General features: G+C 59.8%; 16 protein-coding genes and 1 pseudogene. 6 read left to right on the top strand and 11 right to left on the bottom strand.

Translation table 11 applies throughout. The features are described 5' to 3' along the window. Position 1: 1 nt before the first annotated feature. From ACZ889_RS25170 to ACZ889_RS25145, 6 genes are all read right to left on the bottom strand, one after another. Complete coding sequence (locus ACZ889_RS25170; RefSeq protein WP_221100875.1) at positions 2-1,093, bottom strand: polysaccharide biosynthesis/export family protein; 1,092 nt, start codon at positions 1,091-1,093, stop codon at positions 2-4. Further along, positions 1,086-2,192, bottom strand: coding sequence for a KpsE/RkpR family capsule polysaccharide export protein (locus ACZ889_RS25165; RefSeq protein ID WP_221100876.1), 1,107 nt, complete (start codon positions 2,190-2,192; stop codon positions 1,086-1,088). The genes ACZ889_RS25170 and ACZ889_RS25165 overlap by 8 nt, the downstream gene beginning before the upstream one ends. A 57-nt stretch (positions 2,193-2,249) precedes the next feature. Continuing rightward, positions 2,250-2,903: an ABC transporter ATP-binding protein gene (locus ACZ889_RS25160; protein WP_134697994.1), complete on the bottom strand. Its 654-nt coding sequence runs from the start codon at positions 2,901-2,903 to the stop codon at positions 2,250-2,252. Positions 2,904-2,916: 13 nt separating this feature from the next. Continuing rightward, positions 2,917-3,708: an ABC transporter permease gene (locus ACZ889_RS25155; protein WP_409320472.1), complete on the bottom strand. Its 792-nt coding sequence runs from the start codon at positions 3,706-3,708 to the stop codon at positions 2,917-2,919. 522 nt (positions 3,709-4,230) lie between these two features. Continuing rightward, the gene (locus ACZ889_RS25150; RefSeq protein ID WP_180689442.1) at positions 4,231-5,592 is read right to left on the bottom strand and encodes a phosphohexomutase domain-containing protein; all 1,362 of its coding nucleotides are present in this window, start codon (positions 5,590-5,592) and stop codon (positions 4,231-4,233) included. A 360-nt stretch (positions 5,593-5,952) separates the two neighbouring features. Next, entirely contained in the window at positions 5,953-6,342 is a 390-nt protein-coding gene (locus ACZ889_RS25145; protein ID WP_476238926.1) for a hypothetical protein, read from the bottom strand. A gap of 771 nt (positions 6,343-7,113) precedes the next feature. Between ACZ889_RS25145 and ACZ889_RS25140 the strand changes: the two genes are divergently transcribed. Further along, on the top strand, positions 7,114-7,797 hold the full coding sequence (locus ACZ889_RS25140) for a hypothetical protein (RefSeq protein ID WP_257645151.1): 684 nt from the start codon (positions 7,114-7,116) through the stop codon (positions 7,795-7,797). 199 nt (positions 7,798-7,996) lie between these two features. On the opposite strand, the gene ACZ889_RS25135 is transcribed toward ACZ889_RS25140, so the two are convergent. Further along, on the bottom strand, positions 7,997-8,272 hold the full coding sequence (locus ACZ889_RS25135) for a DUF3077 domain-containing protein (RefSeq protein WP_003252758.1): 276 nt from the start codon (positions 8,270-8,272) through the stop codon (positions 7,997-7,999). A gap of 803 nt (positions 8,273-9,075) precedes the next feature. On the opposite strand from ACZ889_RS25135, the gene ACZ889_RS25130 reads away from it, so the two are divergent. Next, the gene (locus ACZ889_RS25130; protein ID WP_003252760.1) at positions 9,076-9,411 is read left to right on the top strand and encodes a ComEA family DNA-binding protein; all 336 of its coding nucleotides are present in this window, start codon (positions 9,076-9,078) and stop codon (positions 9,409-9,411) included. A 92-nt stretch (positions 9,412-9,503) separates the two neighbouring features. Here the strand turns inward: ACZ889_RS25130 and ACZ889_RS25125 are convergent, their stop codons facing one another. Continuing rightward, entirely contained in the window at positions 9,504-9,671 is a 168-nt protein-coding gene (locus ACZ889_RS25125; RefSeq protein WP_003252762.1) for a DUF2897 family protein, read from the bottom strand. Positions 9,672-9,854: 183 nt separating this feature from the next. Here ACZ889_RS25125 and pyrF point away from each other — a divergent pair, with 183 nt between their 5' ends. After that, positions 9,855-10,556 carry an orotidine-5'-phosphate decarboxylase gene (gene pyrF / locus ACZ889_RS25120; RefSeq protein ID WP_143495272.1) on the top strand — a complete coding sequence of 234 codons (702 nt, stop codon included), beginning with the start codon at positions 9,855-9,857 and terminating at the stop codon, positions 10,554-10,556. Between the two features lie 562 nt (positions 10,557-11,118). Here the strand turns inward: pyrF and ACZ889_RS25115 are convergent. Continuing rightward, positions 11,119-12,120 carry an NADP-dependent oxidoreductase gene (locus tag ACZ889_RS25115; RefSeq protein ID WP_003252767.1) on the bottom strand — a complete coding sequence of 334 codons (1,002 nt, stop codon included), beginning with the start codon at positions 12,118-12,120 and terminating at the stop codon, positions 11,119-11,121. 177 nt (positions 12,121-12,297) lie between these two features. Here ACZ889_RS25115 and ACZ889_RS25110 point away from each other — a divergent pair, with 177 nt between their 5' ends. Then, on the top strand, positions 12,298-13,059 hold the full coding sequence (locus tag ACZ889_RS25110) for an SDR family oxidoreductase (protein ID WP_476257924.1): 762 nt from the start codon (positions 12,298-12,300) through the stop codon (positions 13,057-13,059). A 143-nt stretch (positions 13,060-13,202) separates the two neighbouring features. On the opposite strand, the gene ACZ889_RS25105 is transcribed toward ACZ889_RS25110, so the two are convergent. Then, a complete protein-coding gene (locus tag ACZ889_RS25105) occupies positions 13,203-13,946 on the bottom strand; it encodes a hypothetical protein (RefSeq protein WP_103518211.1) in 744 nt (247 codons plus the stop codon). A 405-nt stretch (positions 13,947-14,351) separates the two neighbouring features. Here ACZ889_RS25105 and ACZ889_RS25100 point away from each other — a divergent pair. Then, positions 14,352-15,383 (top strand): annotated as a pseudogene (locus ACZ889_RS25100) (methyl-accepting chemotaxis protein); the annotation flags it as partial. A gap of 27 nt (positions 15,384-15,410) precedes the next feature. Further along, positions 15,411-16,292: a methyl-accepting chemotaxis protein gene (locus ACZ889_RS25095; protein ID WP_371264248.1), complete on the top strand. Its 882-nt coding sequence runs from the start codon at positions 15,411-15,413 to the stop codon at positions 16,290-16,292. A gap of 96 nt (positions 16,293-16,388) precedes the next feature. Here the strand turns inward: ACZ889_RS25095 and ACZ889_RS25090 are convergent, their stop codons facing one another. Next, complete coding sequence (locus tag ACZ889_RS25090; RefSeq protein WP_064491199.1) at positions 16,389-17,579, bottom strand: benzoate/H(+) symporter BenE family transporter; 1,191 nt, start codon at positions 17,577-17,579, stop codon at positions 16,389-16,391. Between the last annotated feature and the right edge of the window lies 1 nt (position 17,580).

The following is a 17,580-nucleotide window of genomic DNA, read 5'->3' as shown; positions in this document are numbered from 1 at the left end:
ATTAATTGTAAGCGCCAGTGGCGCGGCCGAGCAGCATCGTCTGGACAACTGGTGCGATAATTTTTTGCCACTCGTAAACCGCAGCATTGGTGACATAAATAGTGTCGTCAGGTTTGATTGCAATCTGGCGAGCGTAGAAAATGGCTGCTGGGTCGCGCATATTCAGTCGCAAAACGGTTGGCTTTGCTTGTTTTCCATTGCCCATACGGAAAACAAAAACCCCTTCCGGGTTGGCATTTGCTTCGCGCAAGCCGCCAACACTACCCAATGCGTCTAGCAAGCTTGTGTTTTGGCTCGGAAGATCTTTCAAACCCGGTTCGGCTACTGCACCCATCGCGACGAAGCGCTGACGTGCACGGTCCAAGACTACCTCTGAGTTCGGGCGAAGCACCATGTTGTTGCCAGCGAGAACATCTTCATAGTTGAACTGTTGTACTTGGCTACCATTGCGTACGGTTACGTTGACCAGATGTGGCTCCAGAACAGGACCACCCGCCTGGTTGACTGCATCGAGCAAAGTGAGTGGACCTTGCAAGGTGCTGAAGCGGCCTGGGGTCTTGACGGCGCCAGCAACAAGTACTGAGCCAGACAGATCGCCGACGAGTTCGACATGAGTCTGTACGTCGGTTGTGATGCCCTTCAATTGACGGCGAATCATGGTCTCAACCTGATTCAGCGTCATGCCCGCTACAAATTGGCGCCCAACATAAGGCAATGACAGCATGCCTTGAGCATCGATACGCGATTTCAGTTGAGTGCCGCCGGTTGCAAGTGGGGCGAACACTGCAGACCCTTCAGGCGCGGTGTCAGCGATCAATACGTTCAGCACATCACCTGAAGCCAAGCGCACTTCGGGTGACTGAGGCTTGGTGACGTTAGCTTGGGCTGGGCGAGGTGCACCTGCCATGTATGGAGCAATGGTGCTCGCATTGATATCGACGAGGTTATATGCCTCGGTTTTGCTCTCAATCGTGCCCTTGTAGGGTCCAGCGCCTGATAGGGTGCCACCGCAGCCGGATAGCCCAATGGTTGCCAGCGCGAGAGCTGCCAGCTTCAGATTGATTGACTTGGAGGCAGCCAGGGATTTAATCACGATGATCCTCGATCGAAGCCAGAATGAAGCGAGTAATGCCGTAGAGCATCAGGAGACCAAGCAAGATAGTTGCCAGGTTGTACCAGCGCTCAGGGTACAGGGCGAGTTGTGGAGTGTTGGGGCTGACTACAGTAACCAGCGTGCGAATCTTCTTGCTTGCTTCGATCCGCGCATTGTCGAGTGCAGCAACAGCGGTCTTGTAGGTTTCTTCAGCGATACCGGCGTCGAGGGTCAGCTGCTGGAAGCGCGAAGCGACTACGTTGAGCTGTGAGCCCTGCGGGGACGAAACCAGCAAGCGTTTCTCTTTGGTCAATTGCCGAGTGATGGCTTCAACCTTCTGCTTCTGCTGGCGAACTTGCGGCGCATCAGCGCGCAGCTTGAATGACATCTCGGTCAGAACGGCCTGTTCCTTGGTGTACTGACCTTCCAGGTCGGCAATGATGGTGGCGCGGCTTTGTGCGGTGTTGCCACCGTCCAGTACCTTGTTCTCATTCTGGAAGTTCAGCAGCTGGGTCTTGCGCTTGGCGTAGTTGACGCGCGCAGTTTCCAGCTCGCCTTGAGCAAACTTCATCTGCTCACGGGCAATGTTGTGGCTGACTTCGTTGACGAAGTGTTCGCTGGCCTGAAGGATGACACGCAGCATTTTCTCGGACAGTTCAGGGGTAAATGCCTGAACCTCAACACGTAGCAGGCCGGTGGTTTCGTCGTAGTGGGCCGAAACCATGCGCTGGTAGTACTTCAGCAGGTCTTCGCGCGGTGCGTCCTTGTCCAGCCAGAAGAATACGTCGCTGCGCTGAGCTGCGAATTGCTCGATCCAGTGCACTTTGTCTTCGAGCAGCAGCATCATGTCCATCGACGTGATGTATTCGCGCAGGTAAAGGGTCTCTTCCCGCGAGGCCGGGTTGGTGCCTGTCAGCAAGGTAGCAAGGCCTGGCATCTGTGCACCTTGATTGTTGCCATCCTGGCGTACCACCACTTGGGCGGAGCTGACAAAGCGGTCAGCGGCAAATAGGCCGTAGTAAACCCCTGCCAGGATCATTGGCAAAACCACCATGGCGATCGCCAGGCGCCAGCCCTTCTTTTTACCCGTACTGCTCATAATTGGATGCATCCTTGAAGTCGAACGGTGCTGCTTAAAATTAGGAATGTGGTTTATTTAGCTGCTGTAGGCCTTGATGCCTTCGGATACGTCGTCGTACACCTGGATTTCGCCATTGCGCACCAGCAGGACCACGTCGCAGAGTTTTTCGACTTCGGACATGGTATGGGTCACCAGCACAACGTTGGACTTCTGCAGTTTTTCCTGGAAAACCTCGTTGCACTTGCGCTTGAACTGCGCATCGCCAACCGACATCACTTCGTCGATCAGGTAGTAATCGAAGTCGAATGCCATGCTTAGGCCGAAAGCCACGCGTGAACGCATGCCGGAGGAGTAGGTCTTGATTGGCTCGTCGATCCAGTCGCCGATCTCGGCAAATTCCTGGACGTAGCGAATCTTTTCGCGCATGGCGTCGCCAGTTGCACCATAAACGCGGCAGACAAACTTTATGTTGTCGCGCCCTGTCATGCTGCCCTGGAAGCCGCCCGTCAAACCAACCGGCCAGGAAATACTGCGGTCGGTAACGATGGTGCCGGAGTCGGGCACGTCAGCACCGCCAAGCAGGCGCATAAGCGTGGACTTGCCGGCGCCGTTGCGGCCGATAAGCCCAATGTTCTTGCCCGGCGGGATGGCAAGCGACAGGTTGCGGAAGACATACCGCCGACCATTGGGCGTGAGGTACGACTTGGTTACGTTTCTGAGCTCGAACACGTTTGGCCTGTACTTAACCGTTCTTGGTGGAAATCAGGTGCATCCTGCGGGCGCGATAGGCACCCAGAGATAGGAACAGCAATACCAAGGTGAAGCTGATTACGTAGGTCTCGGACACGCCATCGACCGGGGTGTAATGCGGCAGAACCTCGGCGCGAATCAGTTCGAGGATATGCAGGAACGGGTTGAGCAGTAGCACTGGCATCATGGCCTGGGGCAAATAGGATGCTGGAATTAGGACACCAGATATGAAATACAGCGGGAAGAAGGCCATGCGGATTATGATCTTCAGGCTGGGTAAAGCGTGAGTGATCATGGCTAGGAACATTCCTAAGCCGAAAGCGAACAGTAGTCCGATTAGAAGGGTAGCGACCCACTGCAGTGGGCTATGGATAGACATGTCAAAACCGAACCATGCAAAGCCAAACACCAGAATGGCGTAAACGGTGGCTGCGATGCAGGTTTCTACAATGACGCGAGCGACATAGGTGTCTAGTGGCTTAATTTGCTTGTAGCCAAAGAGCGAGCGGTTTTCCCGCAAGCTGTCCATCATTCGTAATGCGGTATTGCGGTAAAGCAGGAAAGGCGCCATACCAACCAGAATGAATACCGGATATTCAACCCCGGCTACAGTGCGGCCGCGCAGCATCGCAAACAGTAGTGTGAAGAGAAGGAGGTGAACCAGCGGCTCCAGCAGCATCCACAAGGCACCCATGCGTGTGCCACCTACGCGTGCACGCGCTTCGCGCAGGACTAAGGCGAAGATGACCGATTTCTGGATCTGTAAAGACGAACGAGCTTTCAAGATGGCTACCGCAAAGCAATGCAGCGCGCCTGGGCACGCCGAAATTCATCTTCAGGAAAGGCTCGCCCGGAGGCGAATTCAGACGGTTATTCCGGAAACTTCCCTGTTCTAAGGGGCGGAAGGGTAAGCGCCGGGGGGCATAAGCGTCAAGCGAGATGCTGCGAATCCCGTCAAAAGTTCTAATCCATTGGACATATTCGAGACGAATGGCAGCTCACTGGATGATGGCACAATGATTTCATCTTGAGAAGTGGTGGGCCAGCAGGTTTTCACAGTTTGGGTGCTTTGCAGCTTACGCTGGAGGCGTAATTGTGTAGGTGATCGGGTTCACATTGTGTAACAGAAAATGCAGGTACTTGATGGTCAGCCGCTGACTAGACGGTCTGCCCCTAAAGCAGTGGTTAGACCGTTGGGCGTGGGAAGGGGGCGAGACAAGGGGCTGCGAGGCAGCCCCAAATTGCCGAGTCGTTTATGGCACGTGCTTGCGCACGCCCAGATGCACCAGCAATTCCGTTGGCCAGGTTATTCCCGGATCAGGCGGGCGATTTCGGCGACGCGCTGAGCGACCAGCGCTTCGTCGCCCCGGCTCTCGACGTTCAGGCGCAGCAGGGGTTCGGTATTCGAACCACGCAGACTGAAGCGCCAGTCGGCAAACTCGACGCTGATCCCATCGGTGCGGTCGACGCTGGGGTTGTGTGGCACGTAGAACGCCAGAATCTTCTCGATGGTGCCCTTCACATCGGCCACTTCGTAGTTGATCTCGCCACTGCACGGGAATGCCGCAATACGCTCGTCTACCAGTTGGGCCAGGCTCTTGCCGGTGTGGCTCATCAGCGCGGCGACCAGCAGCCACGGAATGTTGCCGCTGTCGCAGTAGGCAAAATCGCGGAAGTAGTGGTGGGCGCTCATTTCACCGCCGTACACCGCGTCTTCGGCGCGCATGCGCTCTTTGATGAAGGCGTGGCCGGTCTTGCTCTGAATGGCCTGGCCACCGGCGGCACTGACTTGCTCGATGGTGTTCCAGGTCAGGCGTGGGTCATGGATGATCTTGCTGCCCGGGTGCTTGGCCAGAAGCATTTCGGCCAGCAGGCCGACCACGTAGTAGCCTTCGATGAAGCGCCCCTGATTGTCGAAGAAGAAGCAGCGGTCAAAGTCGCCGTCGAAGGCGATACCCATGTCTGCACCGGTTTCCAGCACTGCTTGGCGGGTAAGGTCACGGTTTTCTGGCAGCAGCGGGTTGGGGATGCCGTTGGGGAAGTTGCCATCTGGCTCGCCGTTGATGATGGTGATATCCAGCGGCAGGCGGGCCTTGAGCAGCTCCAATACCGGGCCAACCGCGCCATTACCAGGATCGGCCAGTACTTTCAGGGGCTTGAGTGCGCCCAGGTCGATGTAGGTCAGCAGGTGCTCGATGTAGGCAGATTTGTCGAACGCTTCGCGTACGCTACCCGGCGTGGCCGCTTGAGTGCCCAGTTCGCCTGTTTCGACGCGCTGGCGGATATCGTTCAGGCCCGTGTCGCCGCTGATCGGGCGCGACTGCTCACGCACCAGCTTCATGCCGTTGTAACCCTTTGGGTTGTGGCTGGCGGTGACCATGATGCCACCATCTGCCTTGTAATGGCTGGTGGCGAAGTAAACTTCCTCGGTGCCGCACAGGCCGATGTCGATTACATCGGCACCGCCTTCGGTCAGGCCCTGCATCAAGGCACGCGACAGGCCCGGGCTTTCAAGGCGCATGTCACGGCCGACCACGTAACTGCGTCCGCCCAATTGGGCCACCAGGGCGCGACCAATGCGGTAGGCGATGTCGTCGTTGAGATCGGTCGGCACTTGACCGCGGATGTCATAGGCTTTGAAGCAACGAGTTTGAATAGGTGCGTACATACATCTCTCATATGCGGTGCCGACTGCAGGCACCGTCTAGAAGGGGATGGTGGGCAAAATGATTAGCCGCATGAATTTTGCTGCGCTACCTCGTTGAGGCAGGTGTAGCCAGGTTGAAATAGCCAAGGCTTGGGTGTTGCCACGAACGGTCAGGCCCATGATGCAGGCGACGGGACTACTCACGCTGAATGAGCCGTCGCTCTGCACATCGATCAGGGCCGAGGGCATCATAGCTGGACTTTCCAGAGGATGCTCGGGGCGCCGCCAGGTAAGCGCTGCAATTTCCGCCGCCTGCACTTTCGGAAGGCGAGTGTAGGCGGCGGTCAGCCCGGCGTTAGGGGCTATAGCGAACGTCACGTTTTAGTGAGCGATGTCCATGGGGCCTGACGAGGTGGGTCGTATAATCGCGATGTCGACATGGTAATTGGCATACTCGGTGGATCGGGCATCCGTACGCAGCGTGGCACTCAATACGACCTCTTGCTGACGGTTGATATCGGTCAAGTAATTCTGGAATTGGTGCTCTTTCACAATGATCAGGACCACGCAGTTTGCACCTTGTGAAAGATGGTCTTTCATTTCGGCTGCGCTGAACGCTACTGCTACGTTACGCTCGTAACTCTCTACCAGATCGCGAGTCGATGTGGTGTCCATAGTCAAAGCCCCAGTGAGTCCGCGGCGATTTGCCATCTTGGACTGGGTTAGAACATGACTACACATTTGCAAAAAAAGCGACTCGTACCACTCCACGGCCTTCTCCCTGGGTCGAAAGGGCGTCATAGATACAGCAGATCGCATCAGGTTGCCAGCCTTACGGGATAGCTGGCGTTGTGCTGCTACGCGCAGGGGGCTGCGGCCGGTTGAGGGCATGCTGAAGCAGTATAGGGAAGGCCGAGGGGCTATTTGTCTAGTTCATGATTCCTTGTTATGAGATTAAGCAGGGCGTGAATATTTAAGTGAGGCCACTCATACAGGTAACCGATGAGATCGAAAGGAGCGCTGCTGAGTGCAAAATTTAACTGTTGGATGAGTATTTGTTCACCCAGAGCGAGGCGTTCTACGGTGCTCTTTTGGCGCGCGCGCCGGAAGGCGGCAGTCTAAGAGGTTGTATCGCTTTCTCAGGCCAAGTCTGTAACCCCACGCAATAGTTTTCACCCCACACCAGCCTTAAGTTTTCTGAGGCTATTAAGGCTGATTTTCTGATTAAACTGCGTGATGGCTGATAGGGCCGCCAGGCAGGTTCGCTGCCGAAGGGGCGCTGCGCGAATGCGAGAGGGCTACATCCGACATTCTCCTTGCGCGGCCGCTGGGCTATTCACTGGATGGCGCGTAGCGGGCGCAGTATGGGATGCAACTCTGGTCGCGGTGTCTTTGTGTTTTCCAGCAAAATCCGCAAAATTATGGCAATCTGCCAGGCCTCGCTAGCCTTCTTGGCTCGACTTGTACCCGTACCGTGGCATCTGCCCGGCACGCCTGCCTGACCGTGAAACGATGAACATCCCTAACTTCAAGAAGTTGTTTATGCCTGATATTTCAGCAGACGCAGCCAGCCTTATCCATGCCATAGCCTCTGCCACTGCGGTAATCGCTGCGCTGATCGCCGCCAGTGCGATGATCATTGCCCATATGACCTCGGATGTAAAAAACCAGCAAGCCGAAGTGCCCGTTTCTCGGGGGGCGCAGGTGGTTACTGTCGTCCACGAGTCGGACGTGCAGGCCAGGCTGGAGATCGAGCAGCTCATGGAGCAGAACGATGCGCTCAGGGCGGAACTTGAGCGCGAGAGGGCCGAGCGGTTGAAGCTGGAAGCCAGCCTGAAGCCCCGAGCGTTGACGCCGCAGGCGCATGATGCGTTCAAGGCATTGGCGGGCGAGCTGAAGGCTAAGACGCTGGCGCCGGTGGTGTTGCTGAATATCCACAAAGATGACAAGGAAGCTGTGCGCTTTGCCAAGGAAATTGCCGTTGCGCTGACCAAGGCGGGTGTGCAGGTTCAGATCAAGCAGTTGCCCCTGCAGAAGCACAATACCGGTACCCAGGTGGTCGTTTATGCCGGGGTGGGCGGTGACGAGCTTGAGCAGGCATTCAAGACCGCTGAGTTTGCGTCTGACATCAAGCGCTCGGGGCAGAGCCCGCGGGTGAAGGTGGATGATGGGGACGCGATTGCCATTTCGGCGTTTATCAGTGTTTATCCGCGCAGTGAGATTTGAGCGGCGGGTGTGGGGCTGTGATCTTGTAGGCATTGGGGGGGATGGCACCGGCGGTGCCGGTGTTCGCGGGCGCGCCCGCTCCCACAGGGCGGGGGCTTGGCCACTGCAGTGGTTTGCCCTCGCCATGTCTGGGCTGATGAAGCCCATTTCTTCTGACTGCAAGCGAGGCATAGCCTCGCCTGGTCTCGCGTCATTCCCTTCAGTGCTGCCTGTTTTTCGCAATCTCGATGTCGTTCATCAGGGCTTTTGCGGTGGCCAGCAGGTAGTCCGCTGCGCCCAGCATCTTGTGGTCGTCTTCCATGTCACCTTCGCGTACCAGGTGCTTGCAGTAGCCCAGCAGGACGGAGACGTGTTCATAGGCGTCATCGACGGGGATGCCGGGTTGGACGCGGAGCAGGTCCAGGGTGGGGTTGCCGGCTTCGAGGAAGGTTTCGATGCCTGCGGTGAGGAGGGGGGATTGGTTGTTGTTTTTCATGGTAGTTGCTCCTGGTAAGTGGAACTGCCACGCAGATCTTTCTCACGGACCAGGGCGGCAGTCGTACACGGGGTGAGAAACCGAGGGAGCTACAAGGCTCGGCCAGACCGAAGTCTGCCCGCGTACGACTGCCATGACAGGCAAGCCAGGTAACTCGCATCAGGTTCTCACACCCGGTCACCAACATGGCGACCCGGTGAAGTTATCCCTGGGGCATTTCCCCGACAATTCAGCTGCTTCTGACTGGCGCGTAGGATAGTTCGCTTGGTTGTCGAGCTGAAGAGGTGGGGCAGGGTTTCAGGAAAGTCTGACGTGCTGGGTGTGCACCCCAAGGCAAGTAGCTTCGCCGTTATTGCCGACCGTTGTCGGCGGGGGTTTACCCGCGAACCGCCACCGCATTCGCGGGGGAAGCCCTGTACATCGATCGGGGGTGTTGAGCGGGGCGTTGGTGTCGCCATGTTCCAGATGCGCTTGAAGCTGCCACGACCGGCTGCTTTACGGGGTGAGCCTTGTTCGGCGGGCATTGTAGGAGAATGGCCGGGCATTGGTGGGCAGTGGGTGTCGAACCAACCGGGATTTGGCTACAGGCACAGGGCCGGAGTCTTGTGCATCAAGGGCCGGGGCCGAGCGAGGAGGAAACGGCCACTGTTGGTGGGTGGGCGAAGTTGAGCGTTTTGCTGACCGATTCGGTAACCATTCGCCGGGGTGGTTGGGTGTGTTGCGACCGGGTTACCCGCTAGGGTTGGTTGCGCAGCCGAAGGAAAACGGTTGCTGGAAAATGACCAACCCAAGGAGTGTTGACCATGCGCAATAACGTTCTGTCGTACCTGCTGCTGCCGCTGTTCACCAGTTTGTCGTTCTCCCTTAGCGCCGCCCCGGCCAGCACCATGGCAGTGGCCGAACCGGTGCCGGTGGTGGCCCAGGCCCAGGCACAGCAGGCGCCGAGGCTGGACTTGAACACGGCAGATGCACTCACCCTGCAAAAGGAGCTGAACGGCATTGGCAAGGCCAAGGCGGAGGCTATCGTGGCCTACCGCGAGGCCAATGGGCCGTTTGCTTCAGTGGATGAGTTGCTGGAAATAAAGGGCATAGGCAATGCGTTGCTGGAGCGCAACCGGGACAAGGTGATGGTGGAGTAAGCGGGCAGGGGCCGGGGTGATGCCCTGGCCCGGCCTTTGTGTGCCGGGAATGGCGCGCTCCCGCAGGCGCAGCGCCTGAAGGGCTGGGCGTTTTAGCGGTCTTGAGCGTCCTTGGCATCCGCCTCGGCATTGCGCTCATGTACCTTGCGCAGTTGCTCTTCGGTCAGCGGCAGTTTTTTGGCCGTGTCGCGTAGCATCATCAACCCGCCGACAATCGAGCCGAGGGCTATGATGAGTATCAGCCAGGCATACCAGGGCATTGTCGTTCTCCTTAGATCGGGCCATGGGCAACGGTTACATAAGTTTTGAGCAATTGCCCGTTCCGTTGGTTCAATTATAGGTGCCAGGCCGTGCAGGGCCAATTCCGTGACCTGCGGGCCCCAAAGCCTGCGTCACTTCGTTTACAATGCGCGCCGTTTTCGACTTGCCAAGAGACCCTGCCCATGTCCGCCTGCCAGACGCCCCTGATCGTCGCCCTGGATTTCCCTACCCGTGAGGCCGCCCTGAAGCTGGCTGACCAGCTTGACCCTGCGCTGTGCCGGGTGAAGGTTGGCAAGGAGCTGTTCACCAGCAGCGCTTCGGGCATTGTCGAAACCCTGTGTGACAAGGGCTTCGAAGTGTTCCTGGACCTCAAGTTCCACGACATTCCCAACACCACCGCCATGGCGGTAAAGGCCGCCGCCGAGATGGGCGTGTGGATGGTCAACGTACATTGCTCCGGTGGCCTGCGCATGATGGTGGCCTGCCGTGAAGAGCTGGCCAAGCGCAGCGGCCCGCAGCCGTTGCTGATTGGCGTGACCGTGCTGACCAGCATGGAGCGTGAAGACCTGGCCGGCATTGGCCTGGATATCGACCCCCAAGAGCAAGTGCTGCGTTTGGCGGCGTTGGCGGAAAAAGCGGGTATGGACGGTTTGGTGTGCTCGGCGCTTGAGGCCCCGGCATTGAAGGCGGCGCACCCATCGTTGCAACTGGTGACACCGGGCATTCGCCCGGCGGGCAGCGCGCAGGATGACCAGCGCCGCATCCTCACCCCGCGTCAGGCACTGGATGCCGGTTCGGACTACCTGGTGATCGGCCGGCCGATCAGCCAGGCTGCAGACCCTGCGCAAGCGTTGGCAGCGGTGGTGGCGGAGATTCGTGGGTAATTAACCTACGGCTGTCCAACAACGGCCTATGCCGAGCCACCGCTGTGTGTCCCCCGCGAATACGGTGGCGGCGGCAACGGTGGACGGCGGGTGGAAATTGGCCGGCAGGCCTGGCCCTTTCGGGCCCCCGATGCCTGTGTCGAACCATTGATGTGGCTGCGCCCCCGATCCGTGTAGGAGCGGGTTTACCCGCGAATACGTTGGCGGCGGCAACGGTGGACGGCGGGTGGAAATTGGTCGGCAGGCCTGGCCCTTTCGCGGGTGAACCCGCTCCTACGACGGCCTGTGCCGGGCCACCAATGTGTGTCCCCGCGAATACGGTGTCGGCGGCAACGGTGGACGGCGGGTGGAAATTGGCCGGCAGGCCTGGCCCTTTCGGGCCACCGATGCCTTTGTCGAACCATTGATGTGGCTGCACCCCCGATCCGTGTAGGAGCGGGTTTACCCGCGAATACGGAGGCGGCGGCAACGGTGAACGGCCGGTGGAAATTGGCCCGCAGGCCCGGCCCTTTCGCGGGTGAACCCGCTCCTACGGCGGGCTATGTCGGGCCATCGGTGGCGTTTAAACCTTCAACACCAACTTGCCAAAATTCTCCCCGCTGAACAGCTTCAACAAGGTCTCCGGGAAGGTTTCCAGCCCTTCCACCACATCCTCTTTGCTCTTCACCTGACCACTGGCCAGCCAGCCGGCAATCTCCAGCGCGGCCTTGCCGTAGTCTTTGCTGTAATCCATCACCACAAAGCCTTCCATGCGCGCGCGGTTGACCAGCAGCGACAGGTAGTTGGCCGGGCCTTTTACCGCTTCTTTGTTGTTGTACTGGCTGATCGCGCCGCAAATCACGATGCGTGCCTTGAAGTTGATGCGCGTCAGCACGGCATCGAGGATGTCGCCGCCCACGTTGTCGAAGTACACGTCCACGCCTTTGGGGCATTCGCGCTTCAGGCCGGCCAGCACGTCTTCGGCCTTGTAGTCGATCACGCCGTCAAAGCCCAGCTCGTCCTTCAGGTACTGGCACTTTTCGGCACCGCCGGCAATGCCGACCACGCGGCAGCCTTTGATCTTGGCAATCTGCCCGACAATGCTGCCCACCGCACCGGCCGCGCCGGAAATGACCACGGTATCGCCAGCTTTGGGTTGGCCAACCTCCAGCAGGGCGAAGTAGGCGGTCATGCCGGTCATGCCCAAGGCTGACAGGTAACGGGGCAGGGGGGCCAGCTTGGGGTCGATCTTGTGCAGGCCCTGGGGCTCGCCGGTGAAGTAGTCCTGCACACCGAGGGCGCCGCTCACGTGGTCGCCGGGCTGGTAGCCGGGGTGATTGGAGGCAACCACTTCACCTACACCCAGCGCACGCATTACCTGGCCCAGGGCCACGGGCGGGATGTAGGACTTGCCTTCGTTCATCCAGCCACGCATGGCCGGGTCCAGCGACAGGTACAGGTTGCGCACCAGTACCTGGCCTTCGCCGGGTTGCTCGGCGGGTACGGTCTCGAAGCTGAAGTCGTCACGGCGCACGGCGCCGACCGGGCGTTTGGCAAGCAGGAAGCGGCGGTTGGTCTGGGTCATGGCGGGTCCTTGTGGGCAGTGGAGGGCGTAAGGCGTTCAATCTACCTTGTTGATGAAGGCGGTTCCTTAAAATCACTGACAAGCATGGTAGCCCAACCGTTGCTGTGATGATGCTGCCCGGCCGAGCGGTGGCTGACTATGCTCTGAACCCCACCCAACCCCTCACAGGAGCACGCGATGAGCATGACCTTTTCTGGCCAGGTAGCCCTGGTGACCGGCGCGGGTGCCGGTATCGGCCGGGCAACCGCCCTGGCGTTCGCCCACGAGGGCATGAAAGTGGTGGTGGCCGACCTCGACCCGGTCGGCGGCGAGGCCACCGTGGCGCAGATCCACGCGGCAGGCGGCGAAGCGCTGTTCATTGCCTGCGACGTGACCCGCGACGCCGAGGTGCGCCAGTTGCATGAGCGCCTGATGGCCGCCTACGGCCGGCTGGACTACGCCTTCAACAACGCGGGGATCGAGATTGAGCAACACCGCCTGGCCGAAGGCAGTGAAGCGGAGTTCGATGCCATCATGGGCGTGAACGTGAAGGGCGTGTGGTTGTGCATGAAGTATCAGTTGCCCTTGTTGCTGGTCCAGGGCGGTGGGGCCATCGTCAATACCGCGTCGGTGGCGGGGCTTGGGGCGGCGCCAAAGATGAGCATCTACAGCGCCAGCAAGCATGCGGTCATCGGCCTGACCAAGTCGGCGGCCATCGAGTACGCCAAGAAGGGCATCCGCGTGAACGCCGTGTGCCCGGCCGTGATCGACACCGACATGTTCCGCCGCGCCTACCAGGCCGACCCGCGCAAGGCCGAGTTCGCCGCAGCCATGCACCCGGTGGGGCGCATTGGCAAGGTCGAGGAAATCGCCAGCGCTGTACTGTACCTGTGCAGTGACGGCGCGGCGTTTACCACCGGGCATTGCCTGACGGTGGATGGTGGGGCTACGGCGATCTGAGTGGATACCTTGCGGGTTGCTTCGTGGGCAAGCCTGCCCCTGACAAATGCGATCACCAGGCCAAAGCCTACCATGTCGCGCATGGACAGGATGGGCGTGCCCAGGCCGTTCTGAGCAACCCGGGCAGCCAGCCGGCCACCCGGCTAAAAGCTGACGCCTATTTTCAGGCCGTACTCGTCACGGGTTTGTTCGTCCGAGTCAGTCATCCGGAACTGCCCGTCCAATTCATAGTTGTAGCGGCTGAAGTAAAGCGAAGCGTATACCGGCACAGTACCGTGTTGGTTGAACAGCACACTAAGTTCGGCAAAGGGGTTGGTGGTATCTTTCAAATCAAGCTCTTCGTTGCTGATGCCATGTATTTTCAATTGCGAATCGCCATTGATAACTTGGCGTATGCCCGCTTCGAAACGCAAGGTGGCATTATTGAAGCGGTAATTGTACCCCGCCGCCAGTTTGGCGAACGGCGTGCGGTTGGTAAGGTCGACATCATGGCGACTGGTATTGGGTTCCAACCGGTTCCACTTGTAGCCGGCGCCCAGCAGCAGGTCGACTGAATGCCGTTCGGCCAGTGCCAAGCGCCAGCCCAGGTCCAGGTCGGCCTGGCCGTCCTTGAGCTTCTGGTCATGCTGTTTCGAGTACATGCCACTGGCCTCGGCCTGGTAGACAAGGCCTTGCGTGGCCGTCATCTTGTTGCCGTAGTTGATGAATAAGCCACCTTCGGGCATATCTTCGGTTTCATTATTACGGCCGTTGAGTTCCAGTTGGGTGTAGCTCCCTTGTAAGCCGAGGGTGAACAATGGTGCGGTGGAAGTTTCGGCATAGCCAACGGTTGGCACAGTAAACAGCAGCAACGGGGTGACCACAGCAGTAAACATGGCTGTTTTCATTGCAAACTCCAGGGTGCACTGCAGGTCCGGAGAACGGGCCAGTTACCGATCACGATAGCGACGTTTTTATTGTGTGCAGGGGTGTTTAAAAAAATTTCAATACCCCACTTTTGGCGCAAATTTAATGGCGTCAATAGTGTTCGATAAAGTGTGGATTGGAATAAATGAATGTTTTACTTGCGTCGATTTAATATGGGCAGGTGCCGTCGCAGGTTGAGGGACGGGCTATCATTGATGGCCTAGTGATATCTTTTACAGCTGGCACTGAAAGCGACCCTTTTGCAGCCAAAAACGACAAGACATAGCTATTTGACACTATTCTGACGCCAGCCCCTTGTTCATTGGCAGATAACGTTGCCACCCTTAGCCTTCGGGATAACCTCACTGGCTGAAAGGGGATCGGCGATGGGCACGAGCAAGCACGGTGTGCTGGCCAACCTGGGCATGGCCCGCAAACTTGGCCTTGGCTTTGCCTTGGTGCTGCTGCTGACGCTGGCGGTGGCGGCTATCGGCGTCGTGGCGTTGCAAAGCGTTGGCCAGCGCTTCGACAGCTTGCGTCAGCTGGCCCAGTTCAATACCGACTTGCTGCGCTTGCGCGAGCATGAGCAGGCGTTTGCCCTGCGCTCCGACATGCAGCAGGCCGACGCCTTGCGTGGCGGCCTGCAGGGTTTGGTCGAACGCGCCCGAGGCCTGCCGGCGCTGGCGGCGGCGCAAACCGATCTTGCCGCCTATGGCCAGGCATTCGAAGCCTTTGTCGAGGCCGTGCAAGCCAAGGAGCTGGCGCTGGACATGGCCAGCTGGTCGGTATCCAACGTGTCCAACAACCTTGATGTGCTGCAGGCCGGCCTGGCCGATGACGGCGTGTACACCCTCAAGCAGTCCCAGGGCCAGCAGGGTGGCGAGTTTCTTGAGCAAGCCGCGCAGGTGGCCCAGGTGTCGCGGCTGATGCTGCAGGCCATGGACGAAGCACGGGTACGCCTGGAAAAAAGCCGCAAGGGCGAGGAGGGTGTGAGCCAGGAGCGTATTGCCCAGACGGTGGAGGCCGCTGGCCTGGTCAGCCAGTTGCAAGGCGCGGTTGGCGATGCCGGTTACCAGAGTGTGTTGGGCGAAGTGGCGGGGCACATTGGCAGTTTTTCGGAAAAACTCAACGAATACACCGACCAGCTGGCCCGCGAGCAGGGGCTAAAGGCGCAGTTGCAAGCCAGCGCCGAGCGGGTTACCGGTCGTGTCGACCAAGCCTATCTTGGGCAGGAGCAGGCCCTGCAAGGCGAGCTGCAGCGCAATGCCATCGCCATCGGCCTGGCCACGGCGCTGGCGTTGCTTGTCGGCGTGTTGGCGGCCTGGCTGATTACCCGGGCTGTGGTCGGCCCGTTGAAGCATGTGATTGCCCGTGCCCAGCGCATTGCGGCGGGTGAACTGGGCTTCGACGCCCAGGCGCCGCGCCGGGATGAGGTGGGGCAACTGATGCAGGCCATGCAGCAGATGGCGGCGGGGCTCTCGGGCATTGTCAGTGGCTTGCAGCAGGGCATCGAACAATTGGCCGGCAGCGCCCAGGCGTTGTCGACGGTGACCGAGCAGACCAACCGCGAGGTGGGCAGCCAGAAGGAAGAAACCGAACAGGTGGCGACCGCCATGCAGCAGATGACTGCCACCGTGCACGATGTGGCGCGCAATGCCGAGGAGGCCGCGCAGGCGGCCCAGGCGGCGGACGAGAAGGTCGACACTGGCCAGCAGGTGGTGCGCCAGAGCATGCAGCGCATCGAGCAGCTGGCGTCGGCGGCAGAAGCTGCCAGCGCCGGCATCGACAGCCTCAGTGCCGAAATCCACACCATTGGTGATGTGCTGGAAGTGATCAAGAGCGTGGCCGAGCAAACCAACCTGCTGGCGTTGAATGCCGCCATCGAGGCTGCCCGCGCCGGCGAGCAGGGGCGTGGCTTTGCCGTGGTGGCCGATGAAGTGCGCGCCTTGGCGCGGCGCACCCGGCAATCCACCGAGCAGATCGAGACCTTGGTGGCCAGCCTGCGCGGCAATGCCCAACAGTCAGTGGCGCAGATCCGCGGCAGTACCGAGCTGGTGCGGCTGGCCGTGGCCGATGCCCTGCAGACCGAAAGTGCGCTGGGCAGCATTGCCGCAGCGGTGTCATTGATTCAGCAGATGAACCAGCAGATTGCCGCAGCCGCCGAGCAGCAGAGTTCGGTGGCGGAAGAGATCAGCCGCAGTGTCACGCAGATTCGTGGCAGTGCGGACCAGGCGGCGTTGGCGATGCAGGACAATGCCCGGTCCAGTGTCGAGCTGGCGCAGCTGGGCACCGATTTGAAGGGCATGGTGGGGCATTTCAGGTTGTAATCTCGTTGCCTGTGCCGGCCCATTCGCAGGTTGTGTGATTTCCCGTCGTAGGAGCGGGTTTACCCGCGAAGAGGCCACCCCAGGCAACAACAACCCTCACCCCCTACGCGGGTTAAGAATCACCAAAGCCAACACCCCCGCCACAATCCCCCAGAACGCCGAACCAATCGAGAACAAGGTCAGCCCCGAAGCGGTCACCATAAAGGTGATCACCGCGGCCTCCCGCTCACGCGCCTCGCTCATGGCCACGGTCAAACCGTTCATGATCGAACCAAACAGGGCCAGTGCCGCAATCGACAGCACCAGTTCTTTCGGCAATGCCGCGAACAGTGCCGCCAAGGTGGCGCCGAACACCCCGGCAATGCCGTAGAAAATCCCGCACCACACCGCCGCGGTATAGCGTTTGCCCGGGTCTTCATGGGCATGCGGCCCGGTGCAGATCGCCGCGCTGATCGCCGCCAGGTTGACCCCATGCGAGCCGAACGGCGCCAGCAGCAGCGAGGCAAAGCCGGTGGCCGAAATCAGCGGCGAGGCCGGTACCTGGTAGCCGTCGGCACGCAGGACGGCCACGCCGGGCATGTTCTGCGAGGTCATGGCCACCACGAACAGCGGAATGCCGATGCTGATGGTTGCCGCCAGCGAGAAGCTTGGTGTGGTCCACACCGGCTTGGCCACTTCCAGGTGGAAGCCGCTGAAGTCCAGCAGGCCCAACGCGCCGGACAATGCCGTGCCCACCAACAGCGCGGCCAGCACGCAATAACGCGGCGACAGGCGCTTGACCAGCAGATAGCTGAAGAACATGCCCAGCACCAGCAACGTGCGGTGCTGCGCGGCCACGAAGATTTCGCTGCCGATCTTGAACAGGATGCCCGCCAGCAGCGCCGAGGCCAGCGAGGCCGGGATGCGTTTGACCAGGCGCTCGAAGCTGCCGGTCAGGCCGCACACCAGCACCAGCAAGGCGCAGGTAATGTAGGCGCCAATGGCCTCGCCATAGCTGACCCCACCCAGGCTGGTGATCAGCAGCGCCGCGCCGGGGGTGGACCAGGCGACGGTGATCGGTGTGCGGTAGCGTAGCGACAGGCCGATGCTGCATACCGCCATGCCGATCGACAGCGCCCAGATCCATGACGAGATCTGCGCGGTGGTCAGCCCGGCCGCCTGGCCGGCCTGGAACATCAACACCAGCGAACTGGTATAGCCGGTGAGCATGGCAATGAAGCCGGCGACCACCGCCGAGGGGGAGGTGTCTGCCAGGGGCCGCAGGCGTGCGGAAGTGGCATCGGTCATG

The organism is Pseudomonas sp. TE3895 (assembly GCF_056278855.1).
This window is presented reverse-complemented; position numbering and strand designations above follow the sequence as displayed.